At 63.5% G+C, this 17,731-nt stretch carries 17 protein-coding genes and 2 pseudogenes; 10 read left to right on the plus strand and 9 right to left on the minus strand.

Features of this window, described 5'->3' with window-relative positions; genetic code table 11:
- Position 1: 1 nt before the first annotated feature.
- From A9K68_RS26500 to A9K68_RS26515, 4 genes are read left to right on the plus strand one after another with little or no spacing between them, the layout of a single operon-like run.
- Entirely contained in the window at positions 2–1,081 is a 1,080-nt protein-coding gene (locus A9K68_RS26500) for an AAA family ATPase (protein WP_065008374.1), read from the plus strand.
- Positions 1,082–1,087: 6 nt separating this feature from the next.
- A complete protein-coding gene (locus tag A9K68_RS26505; protein ID WP_065008375.1) occupies positions 1,088–3,346 on the plus strand; it encodes a DUF5682 family protein in 2,259 nt (752 codons plus the stop codon).
- Positions 3,339–4,580, plus strand: coding sequence for a VWA domain-containing protein (locus A9K68_RS26510; RefSeq protein WP_065008376.1), 1,242 nt, complete (start codon positions 3,339–3,341; stop codon positions 4,578–4,580). Before A9K68_RS26505 ends, A9K68_RS26510 begins: the two co-directional genes overlap by 8 nt.
- A 5-nt stretch (positions 4,581–4,585) precedes the next feature.
- Positions 4,586–5,977, plus strand: a complete 1,392-nt coding sequence (locus tag A9K68_RS26515; RefSeq protein WP_065008418.1) for an FAD-binding oxidoreductase — start codon at positions 4,586–4,588, stop codon at positions 5,975–5,977.
- A 36-nt stretch (positions 5,978–6,013) separates the two neighbouring features.
- On the opposite strand, the gene A9K68_RS26520 is transcribed toward A9K68_RS26515, so the two are convergent.
- Entirely contained in the window at positions 6,014–6,943 is a 930-nt protein-coding gene (locus tag A9K68_RS26520) for a pseudouridine-5'-phosphate glycosidase (protein ID WP_082982386.1), read from the minus strand.
- Positions 6,944–6,973: 30 nt separating this feature from the next.
- A complete protein-coding gene (locus A9K68_RS26525; RefSeq protein WP_065008378.1) occupies positions 6,974–8,083 on the minus strand; it encodes a carbohydrate kinase in 1,110 nt (369 codons plus the stop codon).
- 164 nt (positions 8,084–8,247) lie between these two features.
- Here A9K68_RS26525 and murQ point away from each other — a divergent pair, with 164 nt between their 5' ends.
- From murQ to A9K68_RS26535, 3 genes and pseudogenes are all read left to right on the plus strand, one after another.
- The gene (gene murQ, locus A9K68_RS26530; RefSeq protein WP_065008419.1) at positions 8,248–9,171 is read left to right on the plus strand and encodes an N-acetylmuramic acid 6-phosphate etherase; all 924 of its coding nucleotides are present in this window, start codon (positions 8,248–8,250) and stop codon (positions 9,169–9,171) included.
- Positions 9,172–9,208: 37 nt separating this feature from the next.
- Positions 9,209–9,326, plus strand: a pseudogene (locus A9K68_RS31915) (esterase); the annotation flags it as partial.
- 6 nt (positions 9,327–9,332) lie between these two features.
- Positions 9,333–10,463: an anhydro-N-acetylmuramic acid kinase gene (locus A9K68_RS26535; RefSeq protein ID WP_065008379.1), complete on the plus strand. Its 1,131-nt coding sequence runs from the start codon at positions 9,333–9,335 to the stop codon at positions 10,461–10,463.
- Between the two features lie 17 nt (positions 10,464–10,480).
- Here A9K68_RS26535 and A9K68_RS31920 read toward each other — a convergent pair.
- Both A9K68_RS31920 and A9K68_RS26545 read right to left on the minus strand, forming a co-directional pair.
- Positions 10,481–10,588, minus strand: a pseudogene (locus A9K68_RS31920) (GNAT family N-acetyltransferase); the annotation flags it as partial.
- Positions 10,551–11,786, minus strand: coding sequence for an MFS transporter (locus tag A9K68_RS26545; protein WP_065008380.1), 1,236 nt, complete (start codon positions 11,784–11,786; stop codon positions 10,551–10,553). The pseudogene A9K68_RS31920 and the gene A9K68_RS26545, both read right to left, overlap by 38 nt.
- 48 nt (positions 11,787–11,834) lie before the next feature.
- Here A9K68_RS26545 and A9K68_RS26550 point away from each other — a divergent pair, with 48 nt between their 5' ends.
- The 3 genes from A9K68_RS26550 (at position 11,835) to A9K68_RS26560 (ending at position 14,053) form a co-directional block, all read left to right on the plus strand.
- Positions 11,835–12,374, plus strand: coding sequence for an Lrp/AsnC family transcriptional regulator (locus tag A9K68_RS26550; protein ID WP_065008381.1), 540 nt, complete (start codon positions 11,835–11,837; stop codon positions 12,372–12,374).
- A 141-nt stretch (positions 12,375–12,515) separates the two neighbouring features.
- Complete coding sequence (locus A9K68_RS26555; RefSeq protein WP_065008382.1) at positions 12,516–13,055, plus strand: dihydrofolate reductase family protein; 540 nt, start codon at positions 12,516–12,518, stop codon at positions 13,053–13,055.
- 23 nt (positions 13,056–13,078) lie between these two features.
- Positions 13,079–14,053: a sigma-70 family RNA polymerase sigma factor gene (locus tag A9K68_RS26560; RefSeq protein WP_082982383.1), complete on the plus strand. Its 975-nt coding sequence runs from the start codon at positions 13,079–13,081 to the stop codon at positions 14,051–14,053.
- Between the two features lie 30 nt (positions 14,054–14,083).
- Here the strand turns inward: A9K68_RS26560 and A9K68_RS26565 are convergent, their stop codons facing one another.
- Genes A9K68_RS26565 through A9K68_RS26585 form a run of 5 tightly spaced genes read right to left on the minus strand, consistent with a single transcriptional unit; the run spans position 14,084 to position 17,731 of the window.
- Complete coding sequence (locus A9K68_RS26565) at positions 14,084–15,343, minus strand: ABC transporter substrate-binding protein (RefSeq protein ID WP_065008383.1); 1,260 nt, start codon at positions 15,341–15,343, stop codon at positions 14,084–14,086.
- Between the two features lie 53 nt (positions 15,344–15,396).
- Positions 15,397–15,825 (minus strand): DUF4440 domain-containing protein, encoded by a 429-nt coding sequence (locus A9K68_RS26570; protein ID WP_065008420.1) that lies wholly within the window; start codon positions 15,823–15,825, stop codon positions 15,397–15,399.
- 8 nt (positions 15,826–15,833) lie between these two features.
- Positions 15,834–16,889, minus strand: coding sequence for an aldo/keto reductase (locus tag A9K68_RS26575; protein ID WP_065008384.1), 1,056 nt, complete (start codon positions 16,887–16,889; stop codon positions 15,834–15,836).
- Positions 16,886–17,245 (minus strand): TIGR04076 family protein, encoded by a 360-nt coding sequence (locus A9K68_RS26580; protein WP_065008385.1) that lies wholly within the window; start codon positions 17,243–17,245, stop codon positions 16,886–16,888. The genes A9K68_RS26575 and A9K68_RS26580 overlap by 4 nt, the downstream gene beginning before the upstream one ends.
- A complete protein-coding gene (locus A9K68_RS26585; RefSeq protein WP_065008386.1) occupies positions 17,246–17,731 on the minus strand; it encodes a DUF3830 family protein in 486 nt (161 codons plus the stop codon). It abuts the gene before it with no gap.

Below are 17,731 nucleotides of genomic sequence, written 5' to 3' on the forward strand. Positions count from 1 at the left end.
TATGAACGCTGCCATCCGTCTCCCGGTCGAGCAGGCCTATGCCTCTGAATTGCAGGCGCTGGCGCGCAGTGACGACAGGCAAAAGCCTGCCGGCTGGAGCCTCTCGCCACAGGCTGTGCTGACTTATCTGCTGGGCGGGAGGGCCGGTGACGGCACGCCGGTAACGCCAAAATATGTCGGTCGCCGCCGACTGATGGAGACCGCGGTGGCAACGCTCGCCACCGACCGCGCATTGTTGCTACTCGGCGTTCCCGGAACGGCCAAGTCCTGGGTGTCGGAACATCTCGCCGCCGCCATCATGGGCGACTCGACGCTGATCGTGCAGTGCACGGCCGGCACCGACGAGAACCAGATCCGCTATGGCTGGAACTATGCGCAACTTCTGGCAAAGGGCCCGAGCCAGGAAGCCTTGGTGCCGACGCCGCTCTACCGCGCCATGCAGACCGGCAAGCTCTGCCGGCTCGAGGAACTGACGCGCATGGGCTCGGATGTGCAGGACACGCTGATCACCGTACTTTCCGAAAAGATGATGCCGATCCCGGAATTGAACACATCGATCTATGCCCAGCGCGGCTTCAACATCATTGCCACGGCAAACAATCGGGACAAGGGTGTGAATGAACTCTCCTCGGCGCTCAAGCGTCGCTTCAACGTCGTGGTGCTGCCATTGCCGGAAGACATGGCTGAAGAGGTGGCGATCGTCTCCAAGCGGGTCGATGAGATGGCCGGCGGGCTCGACCTGCCGGTGCCGAAAAATGTCGGCGAAGAGATAGCCCGGGTATTGACCATCTTCCGTGAATTGCGGTCCGGTGCGACCGCCGACGGCAAGGTGACGCTGAAGACGCCCTCGGGCTCGCTGTCGACCGCCGAGGCGATCGCGACGATGGTTGGCGGGCTGAGCCAGGCGGCGTGGTTCGACAGCGGCAAGCTCGGCGCCGAAGGTCTCGCCGCCAGCCTGGTCGGCGCGATCGTGAAAGACCCGGTACAGGACAAGGCAGTGCTTGAGGAATATCTGGAAACGGTGCTCAAGAAGCGGCCTGACTATGCCGGCTACTATGCGGCCTTGAACGCAGCGATCTGACGCGTCATGGGGCACAGCGACGTCGCCTATTTCGGCATACGCCATCACGGGCCGGGTTCCGCCGACAGCCTTGTGCAGGCATTGCAGGATTTGCAGCCTGTCGCCGTGCTGATCGAGGGTCCGATCGATGCCTCCGCGCTGCTGCCGTTGCTGGCCCGCCCGGAAATGCAGCCGCCGGTAGCACTGCTTTGCTATCCGGAGGAGGATCCGGCTTCGACAAGTTTTTGGCCGTTCGCCGAGTTCTCGCCGGAATATCAGGCGGTGCTTTGGGCCGTGAACAACAAGGCGGCGTTGCGCTTCATCGACCTGCCGTCGTCGGCGCGCTTCTCGGAAGCGACGGCCGACAGCACAGAAGAAGCCGATGTCGGCGAAGCGAAGGAAGCAAGCGAGCATGATGATGTGGCTTCGCATCGGCGTGACCCGATAGGCACGCTGGCCCGCGCCGCCGGCTATGAGGATGGCGAAAGCTGGTGGTCGGACATCATCGAGCAGAATCCGGAACCAGGCCCGATATTCGCGGCGATCTCCGACGCGATGATGACGCTGAGGGATGGTGAAGGCTCGATCGCTGAGTTCGAGGCCCAGCGCGAAGCGCATATGCGGCTCGAAATCGCTGCGGCGCGCAAGGAATTCGACGGACCCATCGCTGTCGTCTGCGGGGCGTGGCATGTGCCGGCACTGCAGGCGACACACCCGCAGAAAAACGATCAAGCCCTGCTCAAGGGGATCGCAAGGCGCAAGAGCACGATGACATGGGCGCCGTGGACGGGACCGCGTCTGGCGCTGGGCTACGGCTATGGCGCGGGCGTCGTCGCACCCGGCTGGTGCAAGCATCTCTGGCGCACGCGCGGCCGGCGCGATGCAGCAACCTTGTGGCTTGCAATGATTGCAGCGGTGTTGCGCGTGAAGGGTCACCTGGTCTCGACCGCTTCGCTGATCGAAGCGGAGCGGCTCGCCCGCACGCTCGCCGCGATTCGCGAGCGGCCGAAACCCGGGTTTGAGGAATTGCGCGACGCCGCAATTGCGGCCCTGTTCAATGGCGAAGCGTTGCTGTGGGCCCTGGTCGAGGCAGAGCTGCTTCTAGGTGCGGACGTCGGCGAAATTCCACCCGACACGCCGTTGGCGCCGTTGATCGAGGATCTGCAGCGCAACCAGAAGGCGGCGCGGCTGAAACCTGAAGCGTTGGAGCGGGAACTATCCGTCGACCTGCGAAGCGACAGCGGGCTGTTTCGTTCGACATTGCTGCATCGGCTGAACGTGCTTGGTGTGCATTGGGGCAAGTTGACCGACGCCGGTCGTAGCCGTGGCACCTTCCGCGAGCGATGGACCCTGGCCTGGGAGCCGGAATATGCCGTTCGCCTGGTGGAGAACCTGATCTACGGGCCGACCATCGAAAAGGCTGCCAACGGCCGCCTGATCCAGATGATCGAAGCCGCAGCAACCCTCGATACTCTTGCGGTACTGGTCCAGGGCGCCATCACGGCAGGCCTGTCGGAAGCATCGACGGCCGGTCTCGGGGCCCTGGAGGCGCGCGCGGCGCGCAGCAGTGAATGCCTGGAGATTCTGGCCTCGATGCCGCCGCTCGCCGACATCATCCGCTACGGCGAGGCCCGCGAGACGGAGACGAACCGGCTTTCCGGCCTGATGGAGCGGCTGATCGTCGAAGGTGCGATCGCGCTTCCCTATGCGGCACGCGACCTGGATGAGCAGGCCGCCGCGACGCTGGCTAGCACGATGCGCAAGGCCGACGAGGCGATCAGGCTGGTCGAGCCCGGGGAAGACGTGCTGAACGGATGGCGCAACGGGCTGGCTGCCGTGCTGGAGGGGTCGCGAGCGACGGCGCTGCTGGCCGGATGCGCCGCGCACCTGCTCTATGAGGCCGGCCGCCTGTCCGCCGAAGCCGCGGCCGGGCTGCTCGGGCGACGCCTGTCGCCGGGCACACCGGTCGCCGAGGCGGCAGGGTTCTTCGAGGGCTTCTTCAGCACAGCCGGTCAACGGCTGATCTATGACGAAGGTCTGCGCGGCGCGGTCGATTCCTGGCTCAAATCTCTCGACGAAGATGCTTTCATCGCGCACCTGCCGTTGCTGCGCCGCGTCTTTTCCAATCTGGACAGCATGGAGCGCCGGCGGCTGATCGAAGCGGTTCTCGGCCGCGCCGCGCGCTTGCCGGCTGGCCTGACGCCGATGCCGGATGGCGGCGAGGCATGGCGCCGACACCTGGAACGGCTTGGACCATTGCTCACGGGAGGAAACGGCAATGGATGACGAGGGCGAAATGAACGGGCCCGGCCCACTCACTGCAGATGCCGGAGGGGAGCGCCGCTGGCGCCTGGCGATCGGCGCCGATGACGAGGCGTCGGCGGCACTTTCCAGCGACGACAAACGACTTTCGGCGGCACTCGATGCTCTCTACGGCGATGGTGCCAGCGCGGCGGCCAGTGACCCGCGCAAGCGGCGTGGCGGGCTTGGCCGTTCGGCACCGCGCGTTGCGCTATGGATGGGCGATATCAGGTCGTTCTTTCCCGCGCAGGTCGTTCAGATTGTCCAGAAGGACGCTTTCGAACGGCTGGACCTGAAGCAGATGCTGATGGAGCCGGAGTTCCTCAAGGCGATCGAGGCCGACGTCAACCTGGTCGCCGACCTGATTTCGCTCCGCTCGGTCATGCCGGCCAAGACCAAGGACATCGCCCGCACGATCATCGCCGACATCGTCGTCAAGCTGATGCAGAAGCTGGAGCAGAAGACCGCCGAGGCGATACGCGGCGCACTCGACCGATCGAGGCGCACCAACCGCCCGCGTGCACGCGATATCGACTGGCAGCGCACCATCTCGGCGAACCTTCGCCACTACCAGCCCGAGCATAAGACTATCGTGCCGGAGAAGCTCGTTGGTTTCATGCGCAAGCAGCGCCGGCTGGTCGATCTCGACGAAGTCGTTCTCTGCGTCGACCAGTCCGGCTCGATGGCAAGCTCGGTGATCTACGCCTCGATCTTCGCAGCGGTTATGGCCTCGCTGCCCGTTGTGCGCACCAAGCTCGTTTGCTTCGACACGGCCATCGTCGACCTTACCGAGGAACTCAGCGATCCCGTCGAAGTGCTGTTCGGCGTGCAGCTTGGCGGCGGCACCGATATCAACCAGGCCGTCGCCTACTGCGCCGACCGTATCGAGCGGCCAACCAAGTCGCATCTGGTGCTGATCACCGACCTCTATGAAGGCGGCAATGGCCAGGAGTTGCTGCGGCGGCTGGCGGCGCTGGTTCGATCCGGCGTCAATGTCGTCGTGCTTTTGGCACTGACCGACCAAGGCCGGCCCGGCTATGACCCGGCCATGGCAGGTTCGGTTGCCGCACTTGGCATTCCGGTCTTCGCCTGCACGCCAGATCTGTTTCCGGACATGATGGCGGCGGCATTGCGCCGGGAAGATATCGGTTCCTGGGCGGCGGGAGCCGATATCAAGCTCATTCGCGCCGACGCCGAGGCGCCTAGGGCGGACGAGTGAGCCCCATGTCAGAGAAGGTTGCCGAGCTCCTGTCGCGGCTGGAAAAACGGCTGGACAGATCAGCGATCGTCTCGGCCAACGATGCCGGACCACGCTACCAGGAAGACCCCGACGGCAAAGCCGGCGCACGGCCGGAGTTCGTGCTGCGTCCGCGCACGGCCAGCGAGGTGTCGGACATACTGCGCCTGTGCAACGAGGCGGGGCAAAGGCTTGTCGTCCAGGGTGGCCGAACCGGGCTTGCCGGTGCGGTTCGCATCCAGCCCGGCGAAGCGGTGCTGTCGCTGGAGCGCATGACGGCGATCGAGCCGCCCAACCGCGAGGCGGCGACGATCGTCGCCGAGGCCGGCGCACCACTACAGATGGTGCAGGACGCGGCCGATACGGCCGGCTTGCTGTTCGGCATCGACATCGGCGCGCGCGGCACGGCCACGGTCGGCGGCAATGTCGCCACCAATGCCGGCGGTATCCGGGTGCTGCGCTACGGCATGTACCGCGCGCAGGTGCTCGGCCTGGAAGCGGTACTTGCCGATGGCAGCATCCTGACGTCGCTCAAGGGCTTGTCCAAGGACAATTCCGGCTATGATCTCAACCAGCTCTTCATTGGCAGCGAAGGCACGCTGGGCGTCGTCACGCGCGCCTGCCTGCGGCTGCACCCGAAGCCGGCCACCGAGGTCAACGCCTTCTGCGCGCTTGCGTCGCTCGACGCGGCGATCGCGCTGCTTGCGCTGCTCAGGCAGAAGCTCGGACCCCTGCTCTCCGCCTATGAAGTGAATTTCGCGCCGCTCTATGGCGCCATGGTCGCCGGCATGGATGCGCCGGTGCCGCTGCCCGTCGGCTCGCCCGTCTATGTGCTCGCCGAGATACAGGGCAGCGAGCCCGACCGCGACGGCGAACGTTTTGCCGCTGTGCTGATGCAGGCGGTCGAGGACAGCGTGATCGACGACGTGGTGGTCTCGCAGTCGCCGCGCGAATTCCGCGCGCTGTGGGCGGTGCGAGAGGACGCCAATCGCTTCCTGTTTTCGATAAAAGGCCTGGTCGGCGTTGATGTCAGCATCCCGCTGGCGAGGATGGGCACTTTCCTGCGGGAAACGGAAGCTGCGGTCCAGGCCGTTGACCGCAACGCCGACATCTACGTCTTCGGCCATCTCGGCGATGGCAATCTGCACTATCAGGTCCGCACGGTGGATCCGGCGGCGGCATACGACATCGTCTATCGCAGCGTGGCTGCGGCCGGCGGCGGCGTCTCGGCCGAGCATGGCATCGGCCTCGACAAGAAGGAATGGTTGCACCTTGTGCGCAGCGATGCCGAGATCGCGGCCATGCGGCGCTTGAAAGCGGCTTTCGATCCGAACAATATCCTCAATGCCGGGCGGGTTTTCGATCTCGGGCCTGCCTGAAATCGAAGGCCGGGAGCGCCGGCCGGGGTGCTGAGCCTATTTGGCCATGCGCTTCAACCGCGCATGCGCCACCGCAATACGGGCGGCAAGCGCGGCGTTGTTGCGGACCAGCGCGATATTGGCCTTCAGGCTGCGACCCTGCGAAAGCTCGTTGATGCGGGCGAGCAGGAACGGCGTCAGTTCCTTGCGCCCGATGCCGCGTTTCTCGGCCTCTGCCACCGCTGCCGTGATCGTGCCGTCGATGAAGGCCGGATCGAGCGCATCCACTTCCGGAATTGGATTGGCGACGAGAATGCCGGTGCCCGAGCCGATCTGCTCGTGCAGCAGCATAGCCCTCGCAATGTCCTCGGGCGTATCGAGGCGGTGATCGGCTTTCAGTCCGCTGGAGCGCGTATAGAAGGCCGGAAAATCGTCGCTCTGACAGGCAATCACCGGCACGCGCTGGGTCTCCAAATATTCCAGCGTTTTTGCAATGTCGAGGATCGATTTCACGCCGGCGCAGACGACGGTCGTGCCGGTCTGGCCGAGTTCGGTCAGGTCGGCCGAGATATCGAAAGTGGCCTCGGCGCCACGATGCACGCCGCCGACACCGCCGGTCGCGAAAATGCCGATGCCGGCGAGTGCGGCGATCCGCATCGTCGCCGAAACCGTGGTTCCGGCCGAGCCGCCGCCCACCATGATGGCGGCGAGGTCGCGCCCGGAGGCCTTGACCATCTCCTTCGCCGCCGCCAGCTTTTCCAGCTCAGTGTCATCGAGCCCGACCTTGATCTTGCCGGCGACCACCGCGATCGTGGCGGGCACAGCACCGTTCTCGCGCACCACGGTTTCGACGCCGCGCGCGGTCTCCAGATTGGCCGGATAGGGCATGCCATGGGTGATGATCGTCGATTCCAGCGCCACCACCGCGCGGCCTTCCCGGAGTGCTACGGCGACTTCGTCATTCAGGTGGAGAAGGGAAGGTTTCATCGTCATTTCGCTTTCAGGGTTGGCTCGCGTTCAGGCGGGAATGCGGTCCATGCCGGCGGTGAGGAAGCGCGGCGACAGATCGGGATGAACGCTGGATTCGCTCTCGGTGGTCAGCGTGGCGAGCAGCGCCCCGGTGCGGGCCGCGTCGGGCACGGAATCTCCCGAAAGCACCTTGTACAAGGTGCCGGCAATCATCGCGTCGCCGGCGCCAGTGATATCGACGGCGCGGGCCGGGACGGAGCGCATCGTCGACACACCATTTTCGGTCGCCACCGCAAATCCATGCGCGCCCATTGTCACGATAACTTCGCTGGCGCCAGCGTCGCGCAAAGCGGCCGCAGCCTCCTTCGGCTTCAGCCGCTTGTCGGCATCGATGACGCCAAGCATCATGTTGGCCTCGTCGTGGTTGGTGAACAAGAGGTCGATGCCGGTCAGGTCCTTCGGCAGGCGCGCCGATTTCGGCGACGACACCGTGTCGACGGCGAGCTTGAAGCGCGCGCCCTGCTTGCGCGACATCAGCGCGGCGATCGTTGCGGCCGGCAGGTTGCAGTCGATGAACACCCATGTCGCCGAAGCAAGATGCGGCCAGAAACGGTCGAGATAGGACGGCGAAAACAGATCGAAAATCTCCATGTCGGCGATGCCGAGGACGAGATCGTTGTTGAGATCGAGGATGGCCGCATATTCCGCCGTCGGCCGCTCGGTGGTGGTGATCACCTGGCTGACATCGGCGCCGAGGTCGCGCAGATGCCGTACCAGCGAGCGGCCGGTCTCGTCGTCGCCGATAATCGAGACGAAGCTTATGTCGACGCCGAGGCGGACAAGGTTCTCGGCGACGTTGCGGGCGACGCCGCCGAAGCTGCGATAGCCGTCGACCGGATTCGACGTCCCGAAGATCAGATCCTTCTTGGCGTGGTACTTGCGGTCCAGGACGGCGCCGCCGATGCAGATCATGCGCTTGGAGGCCGGCAACACATAGCCGCGACCAAGAATGTAGCCCTTGTTGACGAGCTGCACGATGTGGGCCGCGACGGTCGAACGGGCAATGCCAAGCGCGCTCGCAATGTCCTGCTGGCCGGCGAAAGGGTTCGCCGCGATGAGATCCAGCACTGCCTGTTCCTGTGCTCCAAGGTCGTCCATCGTCTCACCCGGCCCCGCGCAATTCATGGCTGGACTTTGATCAACAACAGATGATGTTGTCAACATTTGTTTAAAGCGAGGTCCGTCAATTGCTGGTACTGGTCGACGCTTGGCGCCGCATCACATTACTTATTGCCGACGGCAGGAACTTTGAAAGCAAGCGGATGAGCGAACAGGAGTTGATGTCGGAGCTGGAACGGTTGGTTTCCGAGGAGCGGAACCCGAGGACGATGGATATCGACCTGCTGCCGACCATCGAGATCCTGCGCAAGATCAATGACGAGGACAGCGGCGTTCCGGCCGCTGTCGAGAAAGTCATTCCGGAAATTGCTGCCGCGGTAGACCGGATCGTTAGTGCGTTTCAAAAAGGCGCGCGGCTTATCTACATCGGCGCCGGCACGAGCGGCCGGTTGGGAGTTCTCGACGCCTCGGAGTGTCCACCGACATTCGGTGTGCCCGAGGACATGGTGCTCGGCCTGATCGCGGGCGGCCCCAAAGCGCTGATGCGGGCTGCGGAAGGCGCCGAGGATGATCCGCAACAAGGCATGAAGGCACTGCAGGACATCAAGTTGACCGCCGACGATGTGGTGGTCGGCATCGCGGTCAGCGGCCGCACGCCTTATGTGATCGGCGGTTTGACCTACGCAAAGCAGGTGGGAGCGACGACCGTGGCGCTCTCCTGCAATCCCAGATCGACCATTGCCGGCATTGCCGACATTGCCATCTCTCCTTTTGTCGGCCCCGAGGTTCTCGCCGGCTCGACCCGGCTGAAGTCGGGAACCGCGCAAAAGCTGGTTCTCAACATGCTGACGACAGCCAGCATGATTCGGATCGGCAAGAGCTATCAGAACCTGATGGTCGACCTTAATCCCAGCAACAAGAAACTCGTCGCCAGGGCGGTTGGGATCGTGATGCAGACCACCGGCTGCACAGCGCAGGAGGCACGACAGGCGCTCGACCAGACCGGCAAAGACGTGAAGCTTGCGATCCTGGTGACAATCACCGGCATGAGCGTCAAAGAGGCGCGGCAAGCCCTCGACAATGCGGGCGGGTTTCTGCGAAAGGCGATAGGCGAAAAGACGCTGTGAAGCCGCCTGGATACCGCGATACTGGTATACAGGACGGATCGACTTCGACAAAGGCAAGGCATCGACCTTGCTCACCAACCGGATCCATCCGACACGTCAACAGCGGGATTATCGAGATTCGCCAATCGGTCGGCGATCTCGTCAACGGAGCCTAACAAGTGATGATTGCGAAAAGTGGGGAACCAATCTGGGCCGTCGGCCTGATGACCGGCACCGTGCTGGACGGCAATATCGATGTTGCGCTGATCAAGACCGACGGCGAGCGGATCGCGGATTTCGGCACCTACACGCTGGCGCCCTACCCCAGGTCGATCCGGATCCTGCTGGAGGAGACGCTGCGCCAGGCCAGGACCTGGAATTTCACCGGGCCGGAGCCGGCGATCTTTCGCGAAGCCGAGGAAGCGCTGACGCGCGCCCAGTCGGCGGCCGTCAAGGACCTGGTCGAAAGCTACGGGCTGACGATGGCCGATATCGGCGTCGTCGGCTTCCATGGCCAGACCGTGCTGCATCGCGCCCCGCAACCCGGCCGGCTCGGCCAGACCCGCCAGCTCGGCAATGGCGAGTTGATGCATTCTATTCTGGAAACCAAGGTCGCCTATGATTTCCGTTCGGCCGACATGCGCGCCGGCGGGCAAGGCGCGCCGCTGTCCGCTGCCTATCATGCCGCGCTGCTGCGCGATACCGATACCAGCGGCGACACGGCCGTGCTCAATCTCGGCGGCGTCGCCAACATCACCTGGTGGGACGGCAAGGACGATGTCGTCGCTTTCGACACCGGACCGGCCAATGCGCCGTTGAACGATTTCATCAAGTCCAAAGGGCTCGGCGAAATGGACCGCGACGGCGCGCTGGCCCGCGCCGGCACTGTCGACGAAGCGCGGCTGGCCACGCTCTTGCAGCATCCCTATCTGGCCAAGCCCTATCCAAAGTCGCTGGACCGGTTCGACTTCGGCGCAGCCATGGCGGATGGGATGAGCGCTGAGGATGGCGCTGCACTGCTGACGGCCTTCACCGCCGCCGCCGTCGGCAAAGCGCTCGACCTCCTGCCGCACCGGCCGAAGCGGCTGGTGGTCAGCGGTGGCGGCCGCCACAACCCGACGATCATGGCCATGCTCGCCAGCCGTGCCGGTGTCGAAGCCGTGCCGGCGGAGGCACTCGGCTGGAAGGGTGACGCGGTGGAGGCGGAATGCTTTGCCTTCCTTGCGGTTCGCGTGCTCAAAGGCCTGCCGATCAGCTTCCCGACCACCACTGGTGTGCCACAGCCGATGCGCGGCGGACGCCTCGCCGGCTAATCAAGCCGACAATTCTTCTACAGGGAGACGCGGCTGCGGCCGACGGGAAGATCGGGAAGCACGCCGAAAGGCCGATAACCCCGACGCTCATAGACCTTGACCGCCTGGGGATTGAACGTCTCGATCAACCGCGTGGCTCCGCGACTGCACGGACCGCGGCGAACGCCACACCGCCGCTGAGGCCGCGACCAGCATGAGCAACGCTGCGACCATGGCCGATGCCGCAAAACCAAAGCTGGAATAAAGCGGTCCGAAGGCGGTGGTTCCGACAAACACCGCGAGATAGGTCATGGCGCTGTTCAGACCCATGATCGTGCCGCGCCGCGCCGGATCGAGCGCCGAGAGGCGCATCACCAGGACGTTCAGTCCAAAATGATTGGCAAGACCCCAGGCCGCCACCATCGCGATGGTCAGCCCGAAGCTGCCGCTTGCCGCGGCAAGCGCGACATAGACGACCGCAACGAGAAGATAGGCGAACGGCATGACGCGTCGCGCGCCAAGGCGATCGATCACGCCGTCGAGAAGCGCCGCCATGCCGAAGCCGGCGCCATAGGCGAGCGCAGCCAAGCCGTTGGCGCTGACCGGCCGTCCCAAGCCATTGTGAAGATGATCGCCGAGATAGCCGTAGACACCGTAGAAGGCGGTCATGAAGGCGCCGCAGGCGACCAGAAGCGGCACTATGCCGGGCACGGCCAAAGCGCCGAGCGGCGTCGGCGCCGGGCCGCTTTTCCTGACATCGCTCAGCGACGTCAGCGTAAGACCGGTCAATGCGAGCGCCGCAAGGACCGCTACCGCCGCAAAAACAGCGCGCCAATGCACGAGGTCGGCAAGCACCGCCGATAATGAGACGCCGGCCACCATGCTGAGGGTCCATCCGGTCAGCACGACGCCGATCGTCCCGCTTTCGCGGCCAGGCGGCGCAATCGCGGCCGAGCTGGCATAGATTGCCGGCATGGCGACACCGGCAGCGATGCCGGCGAGAAGCTGGGCCGCAACCAGCGTCGTTACCGTCGGCGCGGCAGCGCTGGAGACAAGTGCTATCGCCAGCAGCAGCAACGCCCCTTGCAGCATGCGACGGGCGCCGAGCCGATCGATATAGCGGGCCAGGAACAAGGCGCTTGCCGACGTGCCAAGACCGAACGCAGCGGACGCGATCATGACGGCCGGCACGCTCGTCGTAAACGACGCGGCCACTGCCGGTGCTATCGGACCGAGGACCAGCGAGTTGGAGCCGATCACGGCTATGCATCCGGTCAGCAGATAAGCGAGCGCCGGGATAGGCGGCCTTGCCGTCAAAGTTTCGACTTGATCACTGTTCGTCATATGGCCATAATGGCCGTATTAAATTCTGTATCAATAAGGAACTTCATTATGGATGAAGAAACAGATGGCGTTCCGCAGAACCGGCCAGCTGCCCGCGATGTTGACGCAACCGACCGAAAGATATTAGGCGTTCTGGTCGATGACGCCACGATCAGCTATGCCGAGCTCGGTGATCGCGTCGGCCTGTCGCCGCCGGCAGCGCATGAACGGGTGAAGCGGCTTCGGCGCAGCGGCGCCATCCGCAACACCGCGGCGATCATCGATCCCAAGGCGGTGCGCAAGCCGTTGCTCGCTTTCGTGCACATCGACACCAAGGGTTGGGGAAAGACCCCCGAACTGATGGCGATTTCCGAGCACCCCGAAGTCGAGGAGATTCATTCGGTGGCCGGCGACACATGCATGCTGATCAAGGTCCGCACCGAGGACACTCGGGCGCTCGAAGGCCTGCTGTCCCGGCTTTACGAAACGCCCGGCGTCACCTCGACACGAAGCTACGTGGTTCTGTCGACCTATCTCGAGCGGCCGGTGCAGCCCGGGATCACCACAGAATGGCCGTCGCCCCGGCACATGGCCAAGCCGCTGTATTAGTTCAAACGATCTTCACGCGCGTATCCAAAATCGAACCGGGAACGTCTTAGCTATCGGGTGCCTTGTCACGATCGAGGGACCGGTTCGTTCGCCGGTTCTCGATCATGACGGGAAGGCCCGCTGCGCAACCGGAGACGTGCAATGAGAAAATTGATCGTGGGCAGCTTCATTTCGCTGGACGGCGTCATCGAAGCACCAATGGACTGGGCTTCGTCCTTCTTCGACGAAGAAGCCAGGGAGCATTCTTACCAAAAGGCTGGCGAGGCGGATTTTTTCCTGCTCGGTCGCGTGACCTATGAAATGTTTTCGGCGCGCTGGCCGCAGGTCAAGGGTAGCAAGTATATGGATCGCATGAACGGGCTGAAGAAGCTTGTCGCATCGCGCAGCCTCAAAGACGTGAGCTGGAACGCGTCGCTGATCGAGGGTGATGTCGCCGCCGAAATCGCTAGGATCAAGCAGCAGGCCGGCGGGGACATACTGAAATATGGGGTGAGCAATCTCGACCAGACGCTGCTCGCCAACAAGCTTGTCGACGAGTATCAGCTGTCCATCGTGCCCACCCGTGTGGGCCATGGCAAACGCGCTTTCCAGGATATCGACCCGTCCCTGGTCAAGCTGGAGCTTGTGAACACGCACCGTTTCAAGAACGGCGTCATCACGCTGACCTATATCCCACGGTGATCCGTCTCTGGATATTGATACCCATGAAGATGCAGCCAAGAATCGATCCAACCGGGCTTTTTGACGTCCGCTACGCCGCGTTCCTGGAGACGGTCGCACATTTGCGTGGACGGCTGCACCGCTACTGTGCACGCATGACAGGTTCGACGCTCGACGGCGAAGACGTCATGCAGGAGGCCCTGTTCGAAGCCTATCGGAAGATCGAGAAGCTTGACGATCCGAGCGCTCTTCGCACTTGGCTGTTTCGCATTGCGCATAATCGCTGCATCGATTTCCTGCGAAGCAGACAAGCGCGCGAGCGTGCGGAGGCCAATTTCGTCGAAAACGAAATCATCCTGCCGATCGAGCCGCCGGGCCAGGGCGCCGATCGCGCGATCGAACGGCTGGTGATCCACCTCCCGCCCAAGGAACGCGCCTGCGTCCTGCTCAAGGATGTATTCGACTATTCGCTGGAAGAGATCGCCGGCCTCGTCGGCTCGACCGTGGGTGGCGTCAAGGCGGCGTTGAGCCGTGGACGCTCCAAGCTGGCGATGCTGCCAAACGAACCAGACGTCCGTTCGGAGTCCCAGCGCAATGCCGAGCTTTCAAAATTGCTCAACCGCTATGTCGAGCTTTTCAATCGCCGTGACTGGGATGGCGTGCGGGCGTTGACCAGCGCCGATGCCCAATTGCGGGTCGCGGATTGCTTCAAGGGCCAGTTGTTGGAATCGCCCTATTTTGTCGAGTATGAAAACGCCCAAATGACCTGGAAGATGGTGACTGGCGAGATCGATGGCGAAGCGGTGCTGCTCGTGCTCCACCGCGGCGAAGGCGGTTGGAAACCAGCCCATCCGGTTCGGATCGAAGCGATCGACGGGGTCATAAACCGCATTGCCGATTATTACGCCTGTCCCTGGATAATGCCGGCGGCCAGAGCGGTGTTCGTTTCCATCCCCAACCAACCGGGCGCATGCCCGGGCAACAAACGGGACGATGCAAGTGTCCGGCATCAACCCTAGTGAAATGATGCCGGACAAGACATAGGCGCCTTACTGAAGCTTCGCCTGCAGGGCGTTGACGTCATCCGTGGTCATCTCGCCGTCGGTCGTCACCTTGCCGTCGACGATCTTCCAGAGGCGAAACGGGCCGGTGATGTCGCCGTACTTGTCGAATGCAACCGGGCCGATGACGCCTTCGTAACGGATCGGCTTGCCATCCTTGATCAGGCCGAGCGCTTTGGCGAACTCGTCCTTGCCGGCATAGATCGGCGTGCCGGCCGGATCGACCGCCTTGTAGATCGCGTCCTTGATCTTGGCCGGATCCTCGGAACCGGCAATGGCTATGGCCAACCCGACGATGGCGCCGGCATCATAGGACCGGTCGGCTGCCGGGTTCGATGGTTCGATACCGGAAAATTCCTTGTAGTTCTTGGTGAAATATTCGGTCGATGCGGTCGGGCTGGTGCCCGACGAAGTGCCATAGGCGTCCTTCAGGTAATCGGCGCCGACGGATTCGATGAAGTCCGGGCTGTTCATGCCGTCATTGAGCAGAAATTTCTGGACGCCGCCTTGCGAAATCCAGGTGCGGGCGATGGTTGCGCCGTCGACAGGCGTGCTGACGAGATAAAGCCCGTCCGGCTCGCCTGACATCGCCGCGGTCACTTCCGAGGCATAGCTCGACTGCTTTTCATTGTAAGGCGTGTCGGAGACGATGGTGCCGCCGAGCGCCTTATAGGCGCGCGAGAATTCGGCCACCATGTTGACGCCGAAGTCGTTGTTGACGTGGATGACCGACAGCTTCTTGAAGCCCTTGTCTATGGCATATTTGGCGGCGGCGACGCCCTGCAGCGCATCCGAGGTGATGGTACGGAAGAAGATGCCGTTGGTCTTGCCATCGCGCCCGAGCGCCGTCAGCGTCGGCGACGAGGAAGCTGGCGACACCTGGACGATCTTGGCCGGAGCGGTGACCGAGGTCAGGATCGGGATCGACACCGAGGAGATGATGCCGCCGATGATCACCGGCACCTTCTTGACCTGCACGAGCTGGGTCGCGGCGTCGACCGCAATGTTGCCCTGGCTCTGGCTGTCGCGCGTGTCGGTCGCGAGATCGCAACCGCGAACGCCGCCGGCGGCGTTGATATCGCGGAAGGCCATCTCGACCGATTTGGCGCCGGCTTGGCCGTATTCGCCGGCCGGGCCAGTCAGTTCCATGACGAGGCCAACGGTGATCTTGCAATCGGCGGCTTGCGCTGCACCTGCTGCCGTCAGCAGAGCTAGCGCGGTGGTGATCAGAAGTATCATCTTTGTCATTGTTGTTCCCCTTTCGTCACACGACTCTGGTTCAATTCATGTCTTGAGCCTGTTCAGCCTTCCGGCATCTGCAGCCAGGTTTCATGCAGATGCCGCCATTCAACGCCGTTGGGCGCCGATGAACTGGTGGTGAAAACGGCGCTCGAGCGACGACGGCTGTGCTTGCCGGCGCGCTGCTGTGCCTCGACGTAGCTGATGACGATCGTGTCGCCGGCCTGCCAGCCGGCCCGGATATCCTCGATCGAGATGGCGAAATCGCCGTCACAGGTGGCGCGGCTTGCCTTGATATGATCGAGCACCGCCTTACGATCGAGGACCTGCCCGCTCGGCGCGACCATGCAGAAGCCGTCACCCATGACGCGTTCGAAGCGGCTGAAATCCACCATGTCGGCGCTCGCCCTGTCGAACCAGTCGACGAAGAAGCGATGCAGATCGACGATCTCAGCGCTTGCGCGTGAAAGCAGAGAGGGCTTCTCGTTCATGGCCGCGCTCATTTTCTTCCCGCGTTCAAATTGTAGTGCATGATCGAGCCATGGCGACCGTGGCGGTCGCGCTCCAATGTGTAGACGTCACCCAGAGGCCCGCGGCTTTGCGCGATCACTGCGGCGATCCGCGCCCGGTCCTCGACATCGAGCGCGACGTCCATGATCCCGGCATTGGCAAGAGCGTGCGCCTGGTTGCGGGCGCCGACGATGACGGCCGCCACTTGCGACTGCTCCAGCACCCAGGCGCTGGCGATGGTGGCGATGTCGACGCCGTGGCGGTCGGCAACCGCCTTCAATGCCCCCAGCAGTTCCTGGAAAAGATCCCAGCCGCCGAAATCGTCGATGATTAGCTTGTATTTGACCAGCGACCGGTTTTCGAGCGGCGTCTGCGGCTCGGCGACATCAAGCCATCTCTCGCTGAGGAAGCCGCCCGCCACCGAACCGTAGCAGAGGAAACTGACGCCGTTCTGGCTGGCAAGTGTTGCAAGGCTGTTGGCGGGCCGCTGATCGAGCACGGAATATTGCAGCTGCTGGCTGACCAGCGGCACGCCGGCGGCCAGGATCTCGGCCAAATGCGGCGCGTCGAAATTTGTGGTGCCGACATTGCGCAGCTTGCCTTCGAGACGCAGGTCGTTGAGCCAGCCGATCGCATCGACATAGCCAGGCAGCGCATAATCCCACCAGTGGAACTGGACCAGATCAAGCCGCTCGGTCCTCAGCCGCCGCAGCGACTGCTCGACGATGCCTCTGACATAGTCGCGGCTGATGTTGGAAAGCCTTTCGAGGTCGGGGACCAGCTTGGTGTGCACCTTCATTTTGGCGGCGGCATCAAGGCCGCGCTCATTGGCAAGCCGCAGCCGCGCCGCACCGATCAGTTCCTCGACACCGGTATAGATATCGGCGCAATCATAGGTCCTGATGCCGGCGTCGAACGTGGCGATCAGGTCGGTCACCGCCTGTTGGCGGTCGATCGCGCCGTGCCCGCCGGCGAGCTGCCAGCCTCCGCGAATGACGCGCGAGATCGTATAGCCGGGGCTGAGCTCGAAGGACTTTTCGGTCATCTCTGGTCATTCTCCTTCGGCAGCGGCACCGCCGTGGTCTCGGCATGGCTGAACCGGCGCTTGCCCGCTCTGACGATCCTCAGCCGGCTGGCGCAATTGGGATCGGGACAGGCGATCTCGGCGTCCGACGTCATCCAGTCGTTCCTGTGGGTCGGGCGCTGTTTTGCCGCCAGAAGCGGCAACACAGCAGCGATGGAGTAGATCGAGAAGCCCTGCCCCGCCGGCATCGACAGCATCTCGCCCTTGAGCTCGAAGTAATCGCCTGATTTGGCGCCGCAATAGATCGGCTTGCCCTCGGGGATGACCGCCTCGACGCGAAGGTCGAAAAGTTCGAAACTGTCGTCGCTCTCAGCCATTCAGATCTCCACCCGCGTGAAGGTGATTTCGCAAGCGCCGTTGCGGCGGATCACGCCGCAGGCGACGGCGAACCGGTCGCGCTCCTCGGGACGCACCTGCGCGACCACGCTTCCGGCAAGCCAGCCGATCGGGAACAGCAGACGCGCACCCTGGCCATAAAACAGGCCGATGTCGAATATCGCATTCGGACTGCCGCCCCACATGCGCGGCGGCACGTAGGATAGCACGATGTCGCCCGGCTGCGGCGTCAACGTTGCATTCTCCGCCGGCAACGGCCTGGCATAGGCTTGGCCCTCAATATCCGCTGATGGAACCGGGCAGGAGATTTCCGGCCCTGTCCACATCGCATGGATGCCGGCAACGACGCGCGGCTGCTCGAGATAGGCCAGCAGGAAAGCAGCGTTCTCGGGCGCCTTTTCAGGCAACAGAAGCGCCGTCACGGACAGCTTTGAGCGTGGCTCGGCGATGCTGATGGCAAGCCTCAT

Origin of the sequence: Mesorhizobium sp. AA22, assembly GCF_001672375.2 — a bacterium.
GTDB classification, from domain to species: Bacteria; Pseudomonadota; Alphaproteobacteria; order Rhizobiales; family Rhizobiaceae; genus Mesorhizobium; species Mesorhizobium wenxiniae.